Raw genomic sequence first — 18343 nt, 5'->3', positions numbered from 1 at the left:
GATGACGATTGAAGAGACACCAGCGACGACGCCGACAGTGGCAATTACTGGTGCAGCAGGGTTTGCCGGAAGTTGCGTCATTCAGGCGTTTCAAAATAAACACCCCGACTGGAATTTGATCGGGATCGATAACTTCTATCTCGGGACCGTCCGTACCGTCGGCGACCTTTCTATTAAACACGTTGACATCCGCGATCGCCGACGGCTTGCATCGGCGATTTCTGATGCGGACGTTGTGGTCCACCTCGCAGCGATAAGTGGTGTGCCAGACTGTACTGAGAATCCTGATCTGACGTACGAGACCAACGTCGTCGGAACGGCCAACGTCACGAACTGGTGCCGAAAAACCGGTGCTGGATTGGTATTTCCGTTGAGCATGGCTATCGTCGGTGATCCACAGGAGTTTCCAATATCGATCGATCACCCACGCACGCCGATGAACTGGTACGGCCGAACGAAAGTTCTTGGCGAGCGGATCGTCGAGTCGTTCGCGGCAAATGCGTTCCCCGCCCATCTTTTCCTCAAAGGCAACCTATACGGAATTCATCGTGCGGGTGGACAGACCGTCACCAGGAATAATGTTATCAACTACTTCGTCGAGCGAGCACTCGCTGGTGAAGATCTCACTGTCTATAAACCGGGAACGCAAGCGAGAAACTACGTTCATGTCGTGGACGTAGCGCAGGCGTACGTTCAGAGCGTCGAAGCGGTTCTGGACCAGCGCGACCGCGGTGAGACCGGGATCGAGAAATTCGAAATTGCTGGTCGAAAAGCGCCGAGCGTCCTCGATATTGCCGAGTTCATTCAAGAAGTTGCAACCGAACGAGGCATCGATGTGCGTGTTCGACAGGTGGAGAACCCACGCACAGAGACGCTCGTTTCGAACTTCGATGTGGATATATCGAAAGCACAGAGTGAACTGAACTGGGAGCCAGAGCGGGGCATCGAATCGTCAATCCGTGAGGCGTTCGACCTACTCTCGAAAGCGAACAATTAAGATAGTACGAGAGCTTCGTGAATTTTGACGTGGGAAGCGCTTTGGTAGTCGTCCTCAGGTCGGTGTATTGTCGTGTCGGACAACGACTGGTTCTGAACAGCTCACACCATCCAGAGAGTCATCGATGTACGAACAGATAGCACGACGCATCAAGAATCGTAATCCTCCAAACATCCGTAATATCAGCAGGCACGTCTCGCGTATGCATCACCGGTATCGAAATCACACCGAGTTCAATGACGATGGAGTCGATGTATTTGAGGCGGATTGGGATACCCTCATCCTCCTCGATGCGTGTAGATATGACGTGTTTTCTACTATTTCCGACCTACCAGGCACGCTCGAATCCCGTATTTCTCGGGGGAGTATGACCCGCGAGTGGGTTGAGGCGAACTTTACGGGCCAACAGCTCGATGACATCGTCTACGTCACGTCGAACGGAAACTTCGCGAAAATAAGAGACACGATCGGCGCCCGAGTACACGCCGAAATCCCGCTCTGGCAAGACGAGTACCGAACCCGAGTCGGAAACAGCGTCACGCCACCGGACATCGTCGTCGAATCCGCCACGGAAGCAGCCAAAGCGTATCCCAACAAACGTCTCCTCATTCATTTCGTCCAGCCACACACACCATATTTGGGACCGACCGGCGAGCGGTACGATCCGAGATTGAGCCTCGCAGAAATCAAATTGGAGTACGACGCATCGGATGCTGAACTCCGACGAGCATACCGTGAAAACCTCGAAATTGTGATCGAGAAGACCCATGATCTCCTCCGCTCGTTGTCTGGACGGACTGTCGTTACCGCCGATCACGGCGAGCTGCTCGGAGAGCGGTTGTCACCAATTCCGTTGAAGGATTACGGCCATCCTCGGGGTGTCTATCACAGAGCACTGGTCACGGTTCCGTGGTTGATCTACGAATCTGGCCCACGACGGGAAATCATCCCAGAAGCGCCAGCAGAAATCACAGAGTACGATGAGGATGCGATTGCTCGGAATCTCGAAGATCTCGGATATTTGTGAATATCCTCGTTCCTTAGTTAATATTATGTTACCGATTGGCTGCAATTACGATGCCGCCGAGCACAACAGTGCCTCCGACGACGGTCAGGACGCCCGGTATCTCGCCCAGCAAGATAAGTGCCAGCAGCGTACTTCCCACCGGCTCACCGAGCAGTGAGACGCTGACGACACTCGATTCGACGTGAGCAAGCGCCCAGTTGATGACTGTGTGACCGAAGATTCCTGGACCGATCGCCATTCCGAGAAAGAGAATCCACTCTCGCAGCGGATACGACACGAGCGGTAATCCCCGTACAAGGACGAGCACAAACAGAACAAGAACACAGACAACGTACACCACCGTCACGTACGGGAGGAGTGGGACACGCTGTCTGAGCGCCCGTCCGGAAAGCACATAGACAGCGGCCATCGAAGCACCGAGGACAGCGAGTGCGTTCCCGTAGAGCGGGGCAGCACCGCTTGCGCCGGCAGTGAGCTCACCAGCGGACATAACGACCATCCCAACGAGTGCAATCGATATTCCCCCCACAATCCGAGCGGATACATCTTCGTCAAGAAATAGGCTCGCTCCGAGAGCGACAAAAACGGGTTGTGACTGAACGAGCGTTACGCTTGCCGCGACAGTCGTCCAATTGAGACTCTCGAACCACGCACTGAAATGAAATGCGAGCGCGAGGCCCGCGATGGACGCTCCGATCAGATCGCGTCGTGAGAGCCGACGGAACTCCCCCTCGTGTCGACGCAGTGCGAATGGCGCGATGAGAACGATCGTGAAAAAGACGCGGTAGAGCGCCTTGATGAGACTCGGTGCGTTACTCCAACGGACGAGAATTGCGCTCGTGCTCACTGCACAGATGGCAACCACGAGCGCGAGCAGCGGTTTCGTATCGGCATCGAATGTGCGTACATCCACTGTCACTCCAGTACCTCCCTTGTCTTCCAATGGCGATACCGGAACATCGGTTCGAATCCAAGGTCGCCAAATCGACCCGCAATCCGCCCGAGACCTCCGAAGGGAAGTTCGTATTCGATCCGATCGCGGAGCAGCGTTTCCAGCCCATCGGCGTAAAACGAATGGGTGTGTTGCCAGTGTGGAAACGGACCGTCCTCCATCTCATCAACAAACGCTGCTGCGCTCTCTGCTGTGGTTCGGTCGACGATAACGGAGGTCCACCCCTGACGGGGACCAATTCCGAACGGACGAACAGTCGCGTCGATGCGCGCGCCCTCATGGAGATAGTCAGGATCGAGTGTCCCGTCGGGAGCGACAACACGTTCGATAGTGAGGCGCATGAACGCAGGCGTGAGTATTTCGAGCCCTTCGCTGCGAGAATGAAAATCCCAAACCTCCTCGAACGGTGCACGAATTCGGGTTTGGCGAGTGAAAATGGGCATAGCACTAGCTACACCCAGGACTAACTTACTGGTATCGCATGTTTCACGCCGACACAACACGGTACAAACATCTAAAACGAATGGTGCTCGTCGGGAAAGCAGTCTCACAGAGGAGACTTGTGCTAGGTCGTTTGAAATGACAGTAACTACTTCAATCGTTCTTGCAGGAACGACGGGTGTGCAGCAGTGACACCGTCGACAGTCACAATCTGATTGCTGATGATTTCACCGACTGCGTGGCCGTCTGCAGCGTGCACTTCCGCCATCAACATGTGATCTCCCGAAGACGTATACAACGCCTCGATTTCCTCGCGCGACTGCAATTGCCGAGTCACTTCGACGTATCGCTCGCTTTCGACATCGATACCGACCATTGCGATCGATCGTCCAGAGAGCTTCTTGGGATCTACGTCCGCGGAGTAACCAACGATAACGCCCTCAGATTCCATTTGTTCGATATACTTTCTCACTGTCGGCTTTGACACTCCTGCCTGTTCCGCGATCTCCGCGTACGAGGCCTGCGCATCCCTCTCCAAGACAGAGAGAATACGGTCTTGGGTAGTGTCCGTGCTCATAGACGATTATTTCGCATCGTAGAAAAAATACCTTCCGAATCGGAAAAACCATCCCGACCGTGGCGCTGAAAGCGCAGGAAGGGGTGATAGTGGAGGACGCCAGCTCAGCGGTGACGATCCATGAGATCGGCCGACCGTTCCCACTCGTAGTCGTCGTTGAAGTATCGCTCTGCCAGCGGTACTTCGGGCATTTCGCCCGTGTGACGCTTCTCTTGCCCGTAGGAAGGACGGTCATCGCGGTAGAACCGACCCGTAAGAACTTCGCCCTCGGCGAGGCGTGATTCTGCCTCGTACATGACCTCGCTCGCATTGCGACGGTCAGTTACGTCAAGCTCGAACTCATCCGAATCCTGAACATCAGTGTACGGGACGTACTGTTTTGCGTCCTTGTTCCACGTCGGGCACTGCGTCAGGAAATCGATGTGTGCGAAGCCGTCATGTTCGATCGCTTCGACAATGATATCTTTTGCTTGTCTCGGATTCACCGCCGCGGTTCGTGCGATGTAGGATGCGCCCGCAGAGAGTGACATCGACAACGGCCGGATGGGATCTTTTGCGCTCCCATGCGGTTGCGTTTTGGATTTGTGACCCTTCGGGCTTGTCGGGGACGTCTGTCCTTTGGTCAGCCCGAAGATCTCGTTGTTGAACACGATGTACACCATGTCGTGGTTCTCTCGTGCGGTGTGCATGAAGTGGTTCCCACCGATACCGTAGCCATCGCCATCACCGCCAGCGGCCACGACTTCGAGGTCTGGATTGGCGAGCTTCGCCGCTCGAGAGATCGGTAGCGAACGACCGTGAATGGAGTGGTAGCCGTAGCTCTCGAAGTACGAGGAGAGCTTACCCGAACAGCCAATCCCCGTTACGAGGAACACTTCATCCGGATTTTTCCCCAGCTCAGTCATCGCTCCTTTCAGCGCCTTTAGGACGCCAAAGTCACCACATCCCGGACACCACGTCGCCTGTGGTTCGATACCGGGAGTGAACTCGTTCTGATCGACCTCTCGGTCGATGCCGATTGCACTGAATGCACTCATTGCTTAATCACCTGCTGCAGGGACGAATTTGGTCGTCTGACCGGGGGCGTCCACGTCCCCGCTGATACTCGTTTCGAACCCCTCAACGACCTCTGCTGGTTCGAAGGGGTTGCCGTTGTACTTCAGCAGACCAGTCATCTTGTCTCCGTAGCCACCGAGTTCTTTCTGTGTAAGACCGCGGAACTGACCGGTGGCGTTCATCTCGACAACCATACACTGCTCGACAGAGTCGAGGAATGCTGTGACTTCGTCTTCTGGGTACGGCATGAGGTCGCTCACGCCGAGCATCTTTACTGAATATCCCTGCTCGTTCAGTCGTTCGGTAGCTTCCTTGACGGTGCCCTGCTGGCTGCCGAACGTCATGATCCCGTACTGGTACTGCTCGTCCTCTCCGGGTGTAACGAGAGTCTGGTTGCTCTGCTCGCTCTCGTCGAGTTCTGCGCGAATCGAGTCGAGCTTTCGCATCCGACGATCCATCTGAGCGATCCGGTTGTCGGGATCCTCACAGATGTGTCCTTGTGGAGTGTGCTCGTTGCCGGTGACGAGGAATCGTCCGTCCTCTTGACCAGGAATCGTGCGTGGGCTGACACCGTTTTCCGGATCGTGTTGGTACCGGTTGAACTTACCAGATTCGTGGTGTGCTGCGTCTTCGATCTCCTCTTCGGTAAGAACCGACCCAAGCGATGGATTCGGTTCGCGGTCGAAGAACGACTCGTCGACGTTAGTCATCTCACCAGAGAGCTTCTGGTCGTAGACGACGATCGATGGAATCTGATAGTCGTAGGCGATCTGGAACGCTGTTCGTGTCTGTTCGTATGCCTCCTCTGTGTTCCCCGGTGCGAAGACGACACGATTCGAATCGCCTTGGCTGGTGTACAGAACGTGTTCGAGGTCGCCCTGTTCGGGTTTGGTTGGCATTCCCGTCGATGGCCCGGCCCGCATTGCTTCAACGAGCACGATCGGCGTCTCGGCCATCTCTGCCAATCCGAGCGGTTCGGACATGAGCGCGAACCCACCTCCCGACGAACCAGACATGGCTTTGACACCAGCGTGTGAGGCACCGATTGCGAGCGACGCGGCGGCAATCTCATCTTCAACCTGCTCTGCAATACCGCCGAACGCTGGAAGGTTCTGGGACATGATCGTGAACACGTCTGTCCACGGTGTCATGGGGTAGCCAGCAATGAATCGACAGCCCTCATCGAGTGCCGCATACGCGATTGAGGTGCTGCCCGAAACGAGCACTTGGTCGTCTTGCTCGTCCGCTTGGTCGCCTTGGTCAGGGATACGGAGATCGTGCGTGAACTCCGTGTCGGACATCTGGTCGTTTGCCAGTTCGAGGATCTCGAGGTTCTGCTCCAGTATCTCCCCACTCATCCGCTCTTCCATCAACTGTTCGATGGGGTCGAGTTCCATCCCGAGCAGAGCAGCGGTTGCCCCGACACCTGCGGTGTTTCGCATTACTTCACGCCCGTGCTCACGAGCGAGTCCTCGAAGATCGAGCGGGTAGACGTGCCAGTCGTTTTCCGCAGCCCGCTCGTCGAGATCTGCGACATCCGCCTCATCGAGAAGTCCCTCGTCGTAGACGATAACGCCCCCTTCACGGAGTTCATCGAGATTTTCAGAGAGTGGCTTTACTTCCTCAACCCCGTAGTACGCACCCTCTTGGGGATTACGGGCGAAGCTGTCACCCAGCGCAAGGAGGAAATTGTAGCCATCACCCCGAGACTGCACATCGTACGGTGCTGCCCGAATCTCGACATATGTGTGACCACCACGAATCCGAGACGGATAATGGCGATGCGTGAAGACGTTAAAACCAGAGCGCATTAGCGCCTTTGCGAAATTCTGGCTGGTTGAGTCGATCCCGTCACCGGACCCACCTGCAATCCGCCAGAGTAACTCATCATTTGTCATGCGAAATCATGGCCAAATAGGCCTGTGTCTCCCAAAACGAACCGTGTTGACTAAAGGGTTTACCATACGTTAGCATACATCGATTATGATGAATAAGGGACTATCATGAGACATAAGGGATACTAACTCAATCAATCATGGGAAATAGCGCAACATTCCTACCGTAAGTATATCAATTCTAGTATAAACTAATTCGTCTTAAATCAAATAGTAAGTATAAGAATATTATCTATTGCTGGCGTGACAGAGTGGTCGATAGCCACTGGGTAAGTGTTTGGAGTCGATGCCGATCTCCAAAGTCGATACGCAGCCATCAACCTCAATATATATTTCTTTAGGAAAAGAATGAATATAATGGAGTGCAAATGTGAACACCATGTCGCCTAGGCCAGTGGATGAGTGGCCCAACGAGCCACTGGTGGAATCAGAAATCCGTCCCGAACATGATCCAACCGAAGCACTCGACTCGATACCCATCGATGAGACAGTGTTCGGCGTGTGGGGAATGACTCGGGAGCGCGAAATCAGCACTGCTACGAACGAACCGGTGCCTGCGGACACCATCGTAGATCTCGTATTAGAAACCCCAATCGAATACCACATGTACAGCTACACACACCACAAGGGGACGAGACAGTGGGTCGCGTACGAATCAGAGCAGAAAGGAACCGAGGGTGGAGACAGACTTGAAACCACGCTCGAACGCTATGCACTCCTTGCTGGTGAGAGCGACCTCGCATAATCCATAGTGTGGCCCCAAGTAAGGACCGAACCTAGTCACCACAACGGGAACAGTTCTACTCTCGGTCACCGTTCTGTGTTTGTTCTTTGACGAGGATTTTGAGCTGACTGCTCGAATACGCATCTAACGATTGTCACCATAGATCACACCTTGGCAGGGAGTTATGTGGTTCGGCCAGGAGGGTCGGGTATGCAGGACTATCGTCCGGTGTACGATGGAGACCTCAACGAATTCCATCGTCTCTTGAACTATGCGTTTTGGCCGACTGAGTCGTTCGAACCGATCGAATCGAGCGCGGACATTCCAGCGCCTGCAACCGTTGGAGAGAGTCGAGGGTTGTACGACGACGACGAGTTGGTCAGTACCGTCACACATCACTGGTTGACGCTCCGGATTCGCGGTGAGTATCGGGCTGTCGCTGGTGTCTCTGCGGTTTCGACACCACCAAAACACCGCCGCAAGGGTTTCGTCCGCCAGTTGCTTTTCGAATCGCTTCGAGAGTACCGCAAACGCGATCAGTATTATTCTGTCCTCTGGCCGTTCGAGTATTCGTTCTATCGGAAGTTCGGATGGGGAATGTGTAATGAGGCAGCCGCAATCACGTGTTCCCCGGATGCGCTCTCGTTCGTTGACCGTGTAAATATCCCGTCTGGTAGTGCGTTCGTCGATCTCGATACCGACCGCTGGGAAGAACTAGCGCGCGTCTACGAGGCTTGCAACGATCACGACCTCGCTATGCGCCGAACAGAAGAATGGTGGCGAAAAAGGGTCTTTCAAGGCTGGAAAAGCGATCCGTACGTGTCCGGCTGGGAGCGCGATGGTGAGCTTCGCGGCTATCTCGTCTACGCCATCGAAGAGGAAGACGACCGAACGATGAACGTCTGGGATATCGGATACGTCGATCACGAAGCCTACGTTGAACTCATTCGGTTCTGTCGGTACCACGACTCACAGGTCGAGTGTGTCTCGATTCGTGATGCAGACGGCACGGTGTTGCACGACTGCGTCGACGATCCCAGAGACGTCGAGATCGAAATTAGTCCTGGACCGATGATCCGAATCGTAGATGTCGAACGGGCGTTGTCCGATCTCTCGTATTCAGCAGGTGGATCTGTCGTGCTCAGCGTGAAGGATGCGCTCGCTGACTGGAACGATGGGTGCTTTCGCTTAACCGTCGAGGATGGTACCGCCTCGTGCGAGCCAACCACCGCAAATCCCGATGCGACTGTCGACGTGGCGACCCTCTCACAGATCGCCGTTGGCTACTGCTCGGTCGAACGGGCGATACGGATCGGAAATGTTGATGCCACAGAGTCGGCTGGTAGCACGCTCTCAAAGCTGTTCCCGAAACGCGAGACGTTTCTGAGAGAAGGATTCTGAGCCGAGAGGAACATTTAGCTAGCAAAGGTATTGACCAGTAATAGCCTTCGGAGACGGCCAAGGGATGACGGAGACGCGATCAGAAGCTCGATTGATTGTATATGAGATTCCGTTGAATCTCATTCGCGCCCTCGTAGATGACGGGGACGCGGACATCGCGGTAGACGCGGGCGATCCGTCGGTCAGTGAGGACCGACCGTCCACCGTGAAGTTGCATCCCTTCTTCAGCACAGAACGTAGCGGTTTCGGTTGCTTTTGTCTTAGCCATTGCAGCCCAAAGTCCCGCGTTGTCGTTCTCTGCGACCTTTCGAGCAGCACGCCACGTAAGCGAGCGAGCGGCTTCAAATTCCATTCGCATGTCCGCAAGCTTGTGTTGGACGGCTTGGAACTCGCTGACATCTCGGCCGAACGCCTCGCGGCCGTGGACGAAATCCCACGCTTCCTCAATTGCTGCTGCCGCCAGTCCGATCCCTTGTCCACCGACGACAGTTCGTCCGAAGTTGAAGAAATCCGCGAGCATGTAGAAGCCACCCCCCTCGGCTCCAATGCGATTCTTAGCCGGAATACGGCAGTCATCGAGAATGATGTGTGCCTGTTTAGAAGCGCGCATGGCCATTTTTTCGGGGATGTGCTTGGCTTCGTATCCCAATGCATCTGTCGGCACGATAAACAACGAGTAGTTGCCGTAGCGGTTAGTTTCGCTGTCGCCAGTCTTCGCATAGACAGTGACCCAGTCCGCTTCGACGCCGTTACCAATCCAGAACTTCTCGCCATTGAGGACGTACTCGTCGTCTGCATTCTCACCATCACTGACACGCTCGGCAGTTGTGGTCATTCCCGCGAGATCGCTCCCACGATCTGGTTCGGAGACGGCAAGCCCCGTGATCTGTGTATTCTCCGCGACGGGGCGGAGATACTCCTCTTTTTGTTCCTCACTCCCGTGCGCTTCGACGATTTCCGCGCCGAACGAGGCGAGCAATAGCGTGAGACCGATCCCAGCGTCGGCACGATAGAACTCCTCTGCAATAGCGAGAACTTGAGTCAGATCGAAGCCCGACCCACCGTACTCCTCACCGATATCTTGGGCGATTAATCCGGCATCCATGCCCGCTTCGAGAATATCCCACGGATACTCACCGCTGCGGAAGTACTCCTCAGCGACGGGAGCAATGTGCTCCGCCGCGAACTCCCGAGCCTGCTGTTTGGGTGCTTGGGCGTGTTCCGGGACGACGCTGTCGTCTAACGGCTCCATTGTCTGTTCCGTTTGCTCGCATCCATAAAGTAACTCGTGGAATTCCCGACGATACAGAACGCGTTAAACGACCAGCACTGCTCAACCGGTTTGCACCGTGAAATCAGTGTGTGAATGATCTTCTGGAGAGACAGTTGTGGATCCAGACATAGTGGAAGCACGAACAGAATCAAAAATTTCCCGATCAGTCCTCAGGTGTGGCTTCTTCCGGCAATTTTCCATCGAATATCGAGGCGTCAGTGTATCGCTCACGGAGATCTTTTTTGAGAAATTTCCGGTCGCGGTCTTTGCACCGCGTCGATAAACGACTCGTAGTCCACGAGATCGAGGCCAGTCTCGGGAACCGTCTCGCTCATCACGACGCAGTCAATGCTATCGAAGGCGGGAATCTGAGCTGCGGGTTCGAGCGCATCGAGGAACGAGGGATCGACGAACAGCGCACGATCGTTCGCGTCTTCGATGATGTACTGGATGTGCTCTGTGGGAAGCAACGAGTTGATCGTATGCAACTGGGCACCCATCGAGACGGTGGTGAAGTACACTTCGAATTGCGGTGATGGTTCCAGCAGAAGGTCGCCACGCGATCGCCAGCTTCGATCTCCATTGCTTCGAGCGCGTTTGCAAGCTGTCGAACTCTCTCTGCATACTCGCCGTACGAGTACCGTACGATTCCGTTTCCAGTGCGCGAAACGATCTCTGTCTCCGATTAGGATCGTTCTGCACGCCATAGGAATGGACGTAACGTCTGATCGTTGCCACCTGACATATCCAGCGCTAGGTCTGGTAGATACCAACTGTTGTCATGGTTTCCGAAAGTACAGCTCAGAATCGTTATCGCTTGTGACTTACTGCAACTCCTTCTCCGAGAGGGAGCAGCGCCGTTTCGAACGCTGAGTCATCCCGTACTGCATCGAGATAGTCGGCGATGCCTTGGGTACTTTCGTTCGTGTCGACTTCGTATCCGTCGGCAAGATCAGTGAGCGCATCGAAATCGATCGAGTCAGCAACCATAGCGTTGTCTGCGACGATGAGTCCACCAGATGCGACCTTGTCTCTGATAGACTTGAACGCCTCGAGGTAGCGGTGTTTCTCGTTATCGATAAGAACGATATCAAATGGCCCATCATAGCGGTCTATCGTCTCGATCGCATCGCCCTGTTCAATCGTCACTCTGTCGAGATAGCCGCCACGATCAAGATACTCGCGGGCGCGCTCGATGTTCACGGGATCGCGTTCGGTGAGTACAATCTCGCCATCCGATGGAAGTTCTCGTGCGAACCAGTACGCTGAATATCCGAACCCTGACCCAAACTCGAACACAGACTGAGCACCAACAATCCGAGCTAACAGTGAGAGCCAACCACCGACATCGGGACCGACGGTCGGGAATCCCTGCTCGTCGGCGTACGCGTCCATCTCATCGATGACACTGTCTGTAGTTGGTCCAATGCTGGTAGCAAACTGACTGACGAATTTCGGAACAACCGACTCCATGAATTGGAACAGAATCCGAGAATACAAAACATCAACCGGAACGATCAGCTAGATCTCTCTCATCACCAAAGCACACTAGAAAACGATCGCTACCACCGCCCAGACTTCAGTCTTCGGGATACTCACTCGATTCAATCGATCTAATGACGGGGATCGGAGAAGTATCGTCAGTTGTGGGTTGTTTCCAGCTTTCGGAACCCGGATCGTCGGTCTGCTCAATGGTATCGTTTTCCTGTTCGTCCTTCGTACTGTCCTCGTCGGAATCATCTTTTTCGTCGGTCTCATCAACCCCGTCAGTTACGTCGGACTCAGATTCAGAGTCTGATTTTGATTCTGATTCAGCGTCAGATGCAGCCTCTGACTCAACGGTCGCTTCAACAGTAGCATCAGTCTCGGCGTCCGTCTCAGTCTCAGATTCTGATTCAGACTCAGACTCAACTTCAAGTTCAGATTCAGACTCAGACTCAACTTCAAGTTCAGATTCAGACTCAGATTCTGATTTAGATTCAGGTTCAGGTTCAGACTCAGGTTCAGGTTCGAACGCTGTTTCCGTCTCTGTTTTCATTTCAGCTCCGACGTTAAATTCTGATTCGTATCCGATCGTATCCGATCGTTTATTCGGTTCGTGCACTCTACTTGTGGTGTTTCCGTTGGACCACAGCTGGTCTGGTGTTACGAAGACATTTTTTTCGTCGAGAATAGCCTCGACGGCCTCTTTTGCGGCCTCTTCTCGACTCTTGATGACGATACCGAACTGCGTCCCAAGTGCCGAGAACATAGCGCCCGCGCCGACTGAAGCCAGCGCAATCGATTGTGGTGTACCGACGATGACCGAAGAGATCACGGCCCCGAAGGTTGCACCAAAGAGGGCAAACCAAACCATCGCACGCACACGACTACGGCTATCTGCCTGGCCGGTGGAGATTCGTCGGTGGACGAGCACGCCCAGACCAACGATTCCAACACCTCCAAATGCCGCAAGCGGTGTCATGTTCATGCCGTTCTGCATTTCCGGCTGGAAAACCACTCCGGAAAACGTAGCGAACAAGCCCGCGAGCAACAGCAGTTCGAGGTGAATCCGGTCGAGTTCTATCCGTATCATGGGTTATCGACTCCGCGATTGTGGGCATCATTGAACATCAAACCACCGACGTGTCTGCGCTCTCTACCGTGATGGCTGTTGACCCACCATCGCTGATGACGAGTATGTATAACGATGGGGGGGTACTTTACCTGTTTGATAAGGATCGAGTATAATGACACAACAGTAATCCCGACCGATACTGCAAATGTCATCACTCACAACTATGTATCGATGACGCACAGAAACAGATGAATTGGGTGACGGTTAGCATCCGCTCACTCTGATGCGCAACTCTCATGATCAAGAATTCTCGGACGCAGCCAAGATCGTGCGGGAATGATACCCATTTGTACCGAACGGTCGGACGAATAGATCGATGGCTACGCTGTGAACACCCGCAAGAGATCTGAACGGCAACGATACATCACATCAATGGGAAATACGCAGAGAGCACGTTGATACGGAAACGAAGTCGGAAACGAGAATTGAGACAGACGAACAGCGTACTTTGCTTACGAGAGATTATTTCTGATGCATCCATCGGGCATGACAGTGTCGATGTTCGTTAGCGGTCGGACCCATCCGAGGGTTTTCAAATGGCCGAATATCGAACAAGACCAATCTATTGGTAGTACACAACTCCGGTTCGTCGGCCGTGCTACTGACCGCCAGATTCGACAATTCGAAGCGCCGCCTCGTGATCGCCGTCCATCCGAGAGAGTAGCGCACGCATCTGTGCTGTCAGTTCCGCGTCGACGGTTGCAAGCACCATTCCTTCGTCGGGTTGACCGTAGACGATGCTCGCGCCGATCGGTGCAGCGACGACGGCCGGGAGCGCGACGAGATCTTCCTCCCCATCGACGACGATGACGGTCGAGTCATCCGCGTTGAGCGCATCTCGAAGCGACTGCAACATCGCTTCAGAGAGGGTTGCAGCAGGATTTTCAACCCGCACACGCTGCTCAAACGGAGAGAGATCCACAGGACTATCGATCGATGTCCGCTTTGTCTGGCCATCGACGACGGCTACGTGAGGAATCGTAACTGAAAGGAGATACTCGGTGACGACATCACCGACGGAGACGAGCGGCGTGCCTGCCGCTTCGATTAGCGCGCTCGGCTCGGTGTAGACAGGACCAATCGGAGCTTTGAGTTCGCTTCGGAGGTGACGTGGAAGTCGAAGCACAGCACTATCGGACCTTCAGAGCGTACGCACCAGGTCGAGTGACGTTCATCTCTGCGGCAACCTCGCTCTGTTCGGGGTGAGAAATGACGACGTACCCAGCCCAATCCTCCGTGAGACTGCTCGACCCACAGGAAGAGCACGTCTGTGAGTCAGCTTCGTTCACAAAGTGACATTCACGACAGGACAGTCGCTTGTTCGCCATCGTCACTCACCCGCCGCTGGCTGCTCTTGCTCTCGCTGTTCACGGAGCCATCCGATCTTTCCCAATCCTGGCTGTTTCGCTGTCAAGCCAATCTTGCTGTCTCGTGGATTTCGTTCGTCGATACTCTTGGTGACGATCCGGGCGCGAACCGAGTCACCAACTCCGAGTGTATTGTTCGATTCCCGAGAGGCGAGTTGCTGATTCTCCTCGTCGAACGAGAGATACTCATCCGAAATCTGTGAGACGTGCAGCAGGCCGTCAACCGGTCCGATACCGATAAACGCCCCGAAGTTGACGACTTCGACGACTTCACCGTCGACAACCTCCTGCATCTGTGGATCGAACGTGACAGCGTCGAACACTGCCTCGTAGTAGACGCCTGGACGATTCGGAAGGACGGCACCTTCGCCAACCTCAACGACATCGACGATGCTGACGACGCTGCCGACATCCTCGTCCATTCGTCCTTCGAGCTTGTCTTGCAACAGTTGTTTGACCAACGTTTCCGATACGTCGGCGAGGTATCGTGGTGGTACCTCGACCGTATCGCGTAGTCTGACCCGTTTGTACATAGTTAACTTAGTGAATAGCGAGTTCGTTCTGGCCCCTTAAACCGATTACTCCGACAGAGAGACGGTCACGAAGGGGACCATCGTTCGTGACCACATACTCACACGCTTCACGCTCGGCCAATTCAACGAGCGCATCATCAGCGTAGGTCGCATCCGTCTCGACAACCGTACAGCGTTCTGCGAGATCCCGCCCAACGCTGGCGGCCGTGGCTTCCTGTCCCCGTCGTTGTCCATTTCTAGTACTGTTCTTCGTTCGGGACTCGTTTTCGTTTCTGTGTTCTGTGCTGTTCCCGTTCCCTTGCGCGAGTCGTTCGAGTTCCTGAATGACGGGTTTTGGTGTGATGAGTTCGTACTCACCGAGTAACCGGTCGAGTCCGTCAAATACTCGGACGTCACACTCGACCGGCATCATCAGCGCACTCGTGTCCATCGCGACTCTTTTACTCATCCTATCCTACGAGTGTTCCAACACCGATAAGCCGCCAGCGCGTCCCGACGCGGCGGTTGATTGCGATTTTCGCACCCGGATCGGCGCAGACAGGGCGTTTTAGATTCACTTCACACTCGTTTTCTCTGGCACTCGTCACGGCACCGACCGTCGTTGCCGTCCCGACTGTCAACATCAGGGGCTCGCCAGTATTGATGGGTTCGATCTCATCGCCATCGACGAGGCGTTCGAGCAACTCGACTTCAATCGTGAATGAGTTCCACGTCGGCGGCAGGGTTCCGGGAGGACCGGCGACCTGTCCGGCAAGCGCATCGCCTTTCGTGAGTGCCGGATCGAGACCGGTACCGACACCGAGGAGGCCACCGGGACCGACCTCATCGACCAGATCGTTGCCCGCCTGCAGCGAACGAACGGTGGTGGTGATAGAGCGGTACTCCGACTGTCCTTCCTCCTCAAACTCTCGTCCGGGACGAAGTTCGATCTCGTCATCAGAATGTAGTCGTCCTCGCACGAGACTGCCACCGAGAACACCACCCATCAGTTCGTCAAACGTCGTTCCTGGTCGGTTGATGTCGAAACTTCGAGCAATCTGCATCCGTGGGTCGACATCTGGAGAACGATCTGGGGTTGGAATTTGTTCCTCGATAGCCTGCATCAGGAGATCCATGTTGACTCCCCGTTGAGCAGAGATCGGAACAACCGGCGCATCCTCTGCGACGGTTCCCTCGACGAACTGTTTGATTTGCTGGTAATTCTCTCGAGCGATCTCATTATCGACGAGATCGACCTTGTTCTGCGCGATTACAATATTCTCGATACCAATAATGTCGAGCGCCATGAGGTGCTCTGCCGTCTGGGCCTGTGGGACAGGCTCGTTCGCTCCAACGACGAGTACCGCACCATCCATCATCGAAGCTCCTGAGAGCATTGTGGCCATGAGCGTTTCGTGGCCTGGAGCATCGACGAATGAAACCGTCCGGAGAACCTCACTGTCGGACCCATCCGGACATGTTTCATCGACCGTATAGCACTCGGGAGCGTCCATATCGGGACACCGACGGAACGTAGCGTCGGCGTAACCGAGCCGGATCGAAATCCCTCGTTTCATCTCTTCGGAATGCTGGTCGGTCCACTCGCCACTGAGCGCCTGCACCAGCGTCGTCTTGCCGTGATCGACGTGGCCAACGAGACCGATATTCACCTCCGGTTGTCGGTGTTCCCTTGTCATCTCGATAGTAATAACTCCATATCTTTCCGTCGTAGCCATAAAGTTGCTGTTCTCGGAATGGGAGAGCTGATGTCAGAATGCTGCACGCTGGTATCAAAATACGACGCGTAAATCCCAAACCATCACAAATAGATATATTAAATTATAGACTATTTATGACCCCATGGCTGCTCGAATAGCCACAACGAGGTCGTCTGGGCGCTTGGAGCCAACGAACACGTCTCGTTTCTCTCGGCGAATGCGCACACCCGTGCTCCCGGCAGCGGTGTATTTCCACCCTTCGCGCGTCCAATGAATTCCACGATTGAGTGACGAGAGCCGAACTCGATCGACACTCTCTATCTCTGCGAACGGGATGCGGCGTGGCTGAAAATGAAACGGAACAAAGCGGATGTAGACGCCGTCGTCTCGGAGTTCGGTCTCGAGTCTCGCAAAAGCGAGTACTGCAACCGGCAACAGTACGGTAACGATCCCAATCACGGCACCCCGCAGGCCCATCACACTCCATAAGAGCAGCGGCACGGGGATGGAGGAGATGATCACCAGCGCAGAGAGCCATGACTCGAATCGCTGTGTTTCGTCGAATGTGGGAGCGGGCACAGAACGAACCAAACCGAAAGAATGCATAGCTCTTGTGTCGCCGCGTTCCTTTTGGTAGCTCCCACCGAACACGGAATATGCGCGAATTCGCGTTCGAGATGGCCCTCTGTGCGACACTCGAAAGCGAAAACGAAATCAGAGACGGAGGAAGTGAAAACGGGAATAGTGGAACGATCGTGAGCCGGCAGCTTGGAGCGAGTACGAGCGGCCGTCGTGTTCTCGACGTTCTTACCGTCACACCGGGGCCAGCGTTCGATACTCGGACGCAAATCACGGCACAGAGCATTCCAGATGCAGCCATCGCGGCCGACGTAGGAGTGGGCCGCGCTCGCTTCTGGAAGGACTGTTTCGACTGTCATCCGGATCGTGCGCGTGCAGCTGTCAATCGTGCTCTCGAAATCGGTTTCTTCGAAAGCGAACGTCGAAACGGACGCACGTATATCCGACAAACAGCCCGATACCCCGACTGGTTTGGCTCGTTGCGAGCCATCGAGAATAAACCCGATCTCGACCGTCCTGGTGATCTCCAATCACAGCTTCGAACGGACGTCAGTCTCGCGGTCTGCGATGAAGTCATTCTCGCCACAGCGTCGTATGTCACCGGCGCACACCTGAACCGCATTCCCGAACAAGTCGGTGTCTGGCGGTTCGATCCCGAAACAGGGACTCGAGAAGTAATTCGTGAACCCGAGCGACTCTCATCGGGACCCGGAATTGAGATACTCGAAGAACAGCCAGATCGAACGAAGATCACGGTTGTGAGCCACAAGGAAAAGCGACGACTCCGGCGGCGGCTCGCAGAGCGCGCCTATGGAAAGGGCTGGCGGGTCGAATTTCCGGCGTGTCCACACGTCGAGAACACCGATATCGCTGGGGTCGACGGGATCCCCTATTGTGCGCGAAAAGAGCGTATCGTCCGCCCAGCAGACGCCTGTGACTGTCCCTCTGGACACGACGCAGACGGACACAGCGCAGTCGATCTGGATGCGATCCGTGAAACACACTCGCCTTGGGTTCGCTCTCCGACTACTATCACAACGAAGCAGACCGAGATCGGTCGGTTCAGTGAACCATACACATCTTCCCGTTCCGAAAAGTCTTTGAGGTAGTTTAGGCTATCCAAAAACAGAGATTGTATGGTTGGGTGTGCGTGTACAACTGTGACGGTCGGAAGCATGGATCATCAAGGGATCAGTTCATGTGAGGC

At 54.7% G+C, this 18343-nt stretch carries 19 protein-coding genes and 1 pseudogene; 5 read left to right on the top strand and 15 right to left on the bottom strand.

The genetic code is table 11. The features are described from left to right. Window position 1: 1 nt before the first annotated feature. Window positions 2–997 carry an NAD-dependent epimerase/dehydratase family protein gene (locus tag MW898_RS01765; protein WP_248904012.1) on the top strand — a complete coding sequence of 332 codons (996 nt, stop codon included), beginning with the start codon at window positions 2–4 and terminating at the stop codon, window positions 995–997. 202 nt (window positions 998–1199) lie between these two features. Beyond that, on the top strand, window positions 1200–2024 hold the full coding sequence (locus tag MW898_RS01760) for an alkaline phosphatase family protein (RefSeq protein ID WP_248904010.1): 825 nt from the start codon (window positions 1200–1202) through the stop codon (window positions 2022–2024). Between the two features lie 28 nt (window positions 2025–2052). Here the strand turns inward: MW898_RS01760 and MW898_RS01755 are convergent, their stop codons facing one another. The 5 genes from MW898_RS01755 to MW898_RS01735 all read right to left on the bottom strand — a co-directional run bounded on the left by MW898_RS01755 (window position 2053) and on the right by MW898_RS01735 (window position 6948). Then, complete coding sequence (locus MW898_RS01755) at window positions 2053–2937, bottom strand: DMT family transporter (RefSeq protein ID WP_248904009.1); 885 nt, start codon at window positions 2935–2937, stop codon at window positions 2053–2055. Window positions 2938–2939: 2 nt separating this feature from the next. After that, complete coding sequence (locus MW898_RS01750; RefSeq protein WP_248904008.1) at window positions 2940–3419, bottom strand: SRPBCC family protein; 480 nt, start codon at window positions 3417–3419, stop codon at window positions 2940–2942. Between the two features lie 146 nt (window positions 3420–3565). Further along, a complete protein-coding gene (gene lrpA1 / locus MW898_RS01745) occupies window positions 3566–3994 on the bottom strand; it encodes an HTH-type transcriptional regulator LrpA1 (protein WP_248904007.1) in 429 nt (142 codons plus the stop codon). A 104-nt stretch (window positions 3995–4098) separates the two neighbouring features. Further along, window positions 4099–5031, bottom strand: a complete 933-nt coding sequence (locus MW898_RS01740) for a thiamine pyrophosphate-dependent enzyme (protein ID WP_248904006.1) — start codon at window positions 5029–5031, stop codon at window positions 4099–4101. Window positions 5032–5034: 3 nt separating this feature from the next. Beyond that, on the bottom strand, window positions 5035–6948 hold the full coding sequence (locus MW898_RS01735) for a 2-oxoacid:acceptor oxidoreductase subunit alpha (protein ID WP_248904005.1): 1914 nt from the start codon (window positions 6946–6948) through the stop codon (window positions 5035–5037). A gap of 376 nt (window positions 6949–7324) precedes the next feature. Between MW898_RS01735 and MW898_RS01730 the strand changes: the two genes are divergently transcribed. Then, window positions 7325–7690 (top strand): hypothetical protein, encoded by a 366-nt coding sequence (locus MW898_RS01730; RefSeq protein ID WP_248904004.1) that lies wholly within the window; start codon window positions 7325–7327, stop codon window positions 7688–7690. 189 nt (window positions 7691–7879) lie between these two features. Further along, on the top strand, window positions 7880–9070 hold the full coding sequence (locus MW898_RS01725) for a GNAT family N-acetyltransferase (protein ID WP_248904003.1): 1191 nt from the start codon (window positions 7880–7882) through the stop codon (window positions 9068–9070). 79 nt (window positions 9071–9149) lie between these two features. Here MW898_RS01725 and MW898_RS01720 read toward each other — a convergent pair whose 3' ends face one another. The 10 genes and pseudogenes from MW898_RS01720 to MW898_RS01675 all read right to left on the bottom strand — a co-directional run bounded on the left by MW898_RS01720 (window position 9150) and on the right by MW898_RS01675 (window position 17136). Beyond that, window positions 9150–10322: an acyl-CoA dehydrogenase family protein gene (locus MW898_RS01720; RefSeq protein ID WP_248904001.1), complete on the bottom strand. Its 1173-nt coding sequence runs from the start codon at window positions 10320–10322 to the stop codon at window positions 9150–9152. 296 nt (window positions 10323–10618) lie between these two features. Then, window positions 10619–11016 (bottom strand): annotated as a pseudogene (locus MW898_RS26480) (AMP-binding protein); the annotation flags it as partial. A gap of 137 nt (window positions 11017–11153) precedes the next feature. Further along, window positions 11154–11816 carry an O-methyltransferase gene (locus tag MW898_RS01710; RefSeq protein WP_248903998.1) on the bottom strand — a complete coding sequence of 221 codons (663 nt, stop codon included), beginning with the start codon at window positions 11814–11816 and terminating at the stop codon, window positions 11154–11156. A 106-nt stretch (window positions 11817–11922) separates the two neighbouring features. Further along, the gene (locus MW898_RS01705) at window positions 11923–12918 is read right to left on the bottom strand and encodes a hypothetical protein (RefSeq protein ID WP_248903996.1); all 996 of its coding nucleotides are present in this window, start codon (window positions 12916–12918) and stop codon (window positions 11923–11925) included. Window positions 12919–13558: 640 nt separating this feature from the next. Continuing rightward, entirely contained in the window at window positions 13559–14086 is a 528-nt protein-coding gene (locus tag MW898_RS01700; protein WP_248903994.1) for a GTP-dependent dephospho-CoA kinase family protein, read from the bottom strand. Window positions 14087–14090: 4 nt separating this feature from the next. Continuing rightward, window positions 14091–14288: a transcription elongation factor subunit Spt4 gene (gene spt4 / locus MW898_RS01695; protein ID WP_248903993.1), complete on the bottom strand. Its 198-nt coding sequence runs from the start codon at window positions 14286–14288 to the stop codon at window positions 14091–14093. Between the two features lie 2 nt (window positions 14289–14290). Next, window positions 14291–14860: a DNA-directed RNA polymerase gene (locus MW898_RS01690; protein ID WP_248903991.1), complete on the bottom strand. Its 570-nt coding sequence runs from the start codon at window positions 14858–14860 to the stop codon at window positions 14291–14293. 7 nt (window positions 14861–14867) lie between these two features. Continuing rightward, window positions 14868–15308, bottom strand: coding sequence for a PIN domain-containing protein (locus tag MW898_RS01685; RefSeq protein WP_248903989.1), 441 nt, complete (start codon window positions 15306–15308; stop codon window positions 14868–14870). 1 nt (window position 15309) lies between these two features. After that, window positions 15310–16536: a translation initiation factor IF-2 subunit gamma gene (locus MW898_RS01680; RefSeq protein ID WP_248903987.1), complete on the bottom strand. Its 1227-nt coding sequence runs from the start codon at window positions 16534–16536 to the stop codon at window positions 15310–15312. A gap of 153 nt (window positions 16537–16689) precedes the next feature. Continuing rightward, window positions 16690–17136: a hypothetical protein gene (locus MW898_RS01675; protein ID WP_248903985.1), complete on the bottom strand. Its 447-nt coding sequence runs from the start codon at window positions 17134–17136 to the stop codon at window positions 16690–16692. Between the two features lie 77 nt (window positions 17137–17213). Between MW898_RS01675 and MW898_RS01670 the strand changes: the two genes are divergently transcribed. Continuing rightward, on the top strand, window positions 17214–18245 hold the full coding sequence (locus MW898_RS01670) for a DUF5787 family protein (RefSeq protein WP_248903982.1): 1032 nt from the start codon (window positions 17214–17216) through the stop codon (window positions 18243–18245). Window positions 18246–18343 lie beyond the last annotated feature (98 nt).

The organism is Halocatena marina (genome assembly GCF_023276375.1).
GTDB lineage: Archaea > Halobacteriota > Halobacteria > Halobacteriales > Haloarculaceae > Halocatena > Halocatena marina.
The sequence above is the reverse complement of the archived record's forward strand: the minus strand, read 5'-3'. Positions and strand labels throughout refer to the sequence as shown.

Excerpts from the sequence above, each read along its gene's own strand:
- lrpA1 (WP_248904007.1), bottom strand. The coding sequence starts at position 3,994 with ATGAGCACGGACACTACCCAAGACCGTATTCTCTCTGTCTTGGAGAGG.
- MW898_RS01740 (WP_248904006.1), bottom strand. The coding sequence starts at position 5,031 with ATGAGTGCATTCAGTGCAATCGGCATCGACCGAGAGGTCGATCAGAAC.
- MW898_RS01705 (WP_248903996.1), bottom strand. The coding sequence starts at position 12,918 with ATGATACGGATAGAACTCGACCGGATTCACCTCGAACTGCTGTTGCTC.
- MW898_RS01710 (WP_248903998.1), bottom strand. The coding sequence starts at position 11,816 with ATGGAGTCGGTTGTTCCGAAATTCGTCAGTCAGTTTGCTACCAGCATT.
- MW898_RS01760 (WP_248904010.1), top strand. The coding sequence starts at position 1,200 with ATGCATCACCGGTATCGAAATCACACCGAGTTCAATGACGATGGAGTC.
- MW898_RS01735 (WP_248904005.1), bottom strand. The coding sequence starts at position 6,948 with ATGACAAATGATGAGTTACTCTGGCGGATTGCAGGTGGGTCCGGTGAC.
- MW898_RS01690 (WP_248903991.1), bottom strand. The coding sequence starts at position 14,860 with ATGTACAAACGGGTCAGACTACGCGATACGGTCGAGGTACCACCACGA.
- MW898_RS01685 (WP_248903989.1), bottom strand. The coding sequence starts at position 15,308 with ATGAGTAAAAGAGTCGCGATGGACACGAGTGCGCTGATGATGCCGGTC.
- MW898_RS01725 (WP_248904003.1), top strand. The coding sequence starts at position 7,880 with ATGCAGGACTATCGTCCGGTGTACGATGGAGACCTCAACGAATTCCAT.
- MW898_RS01670 (WP_248903982.1), top strand. The coding sequence starts at position 17,214 with ATGCGCGAATTCGCGTTCGAGATGGCCCTCTGTGCGACACTCGAAAGC.
- MW898_RS01680 (WP_248903987.1), bottom strand. The coding sequence starts at position 16,536 with ATGACAAGGGAACACCGACAACCGGAGGTGAATATCGGTCTCGTTGGC.
- MW898_RS01730 (WP_248904004.1), top strand. The coding sequence starts at position 7,325 with ATGTCGCCTAGGCCAGTGGATGAGTGGCCCAACGAGCCACTGGTGGAA.
- spt4 (WP_248903993.1), bottom strand. The coding sequence starts at position 14,288 with ATGGCGAACAAGCGACTGTCCTGTCGTGAATGTCACTTTGTGAACGAA.
- MW898_RS01750 (WP_248904008.1), bottom strand. The coding sequence starts at position 3,419 with ATGCCCATTTTCACTCGCCAAACCCGAATTCGTGCACCGTTCGAGGAG.
- MW898_RS01765 (WP_248904012.1), top strand. The coding sequence starts at position 2 with ATGACGATTGAAGAGACACCAGCGACGACGCCGACAGTGGCAATTACT.
- MW898_RS01720 (WP_248904001.1), bottom strand. The coding sequence starts at position 10,322 with ATGGAGCCGTTAGACGACAGCGTCGTCCCGGAACACGCCCAAGCACCC.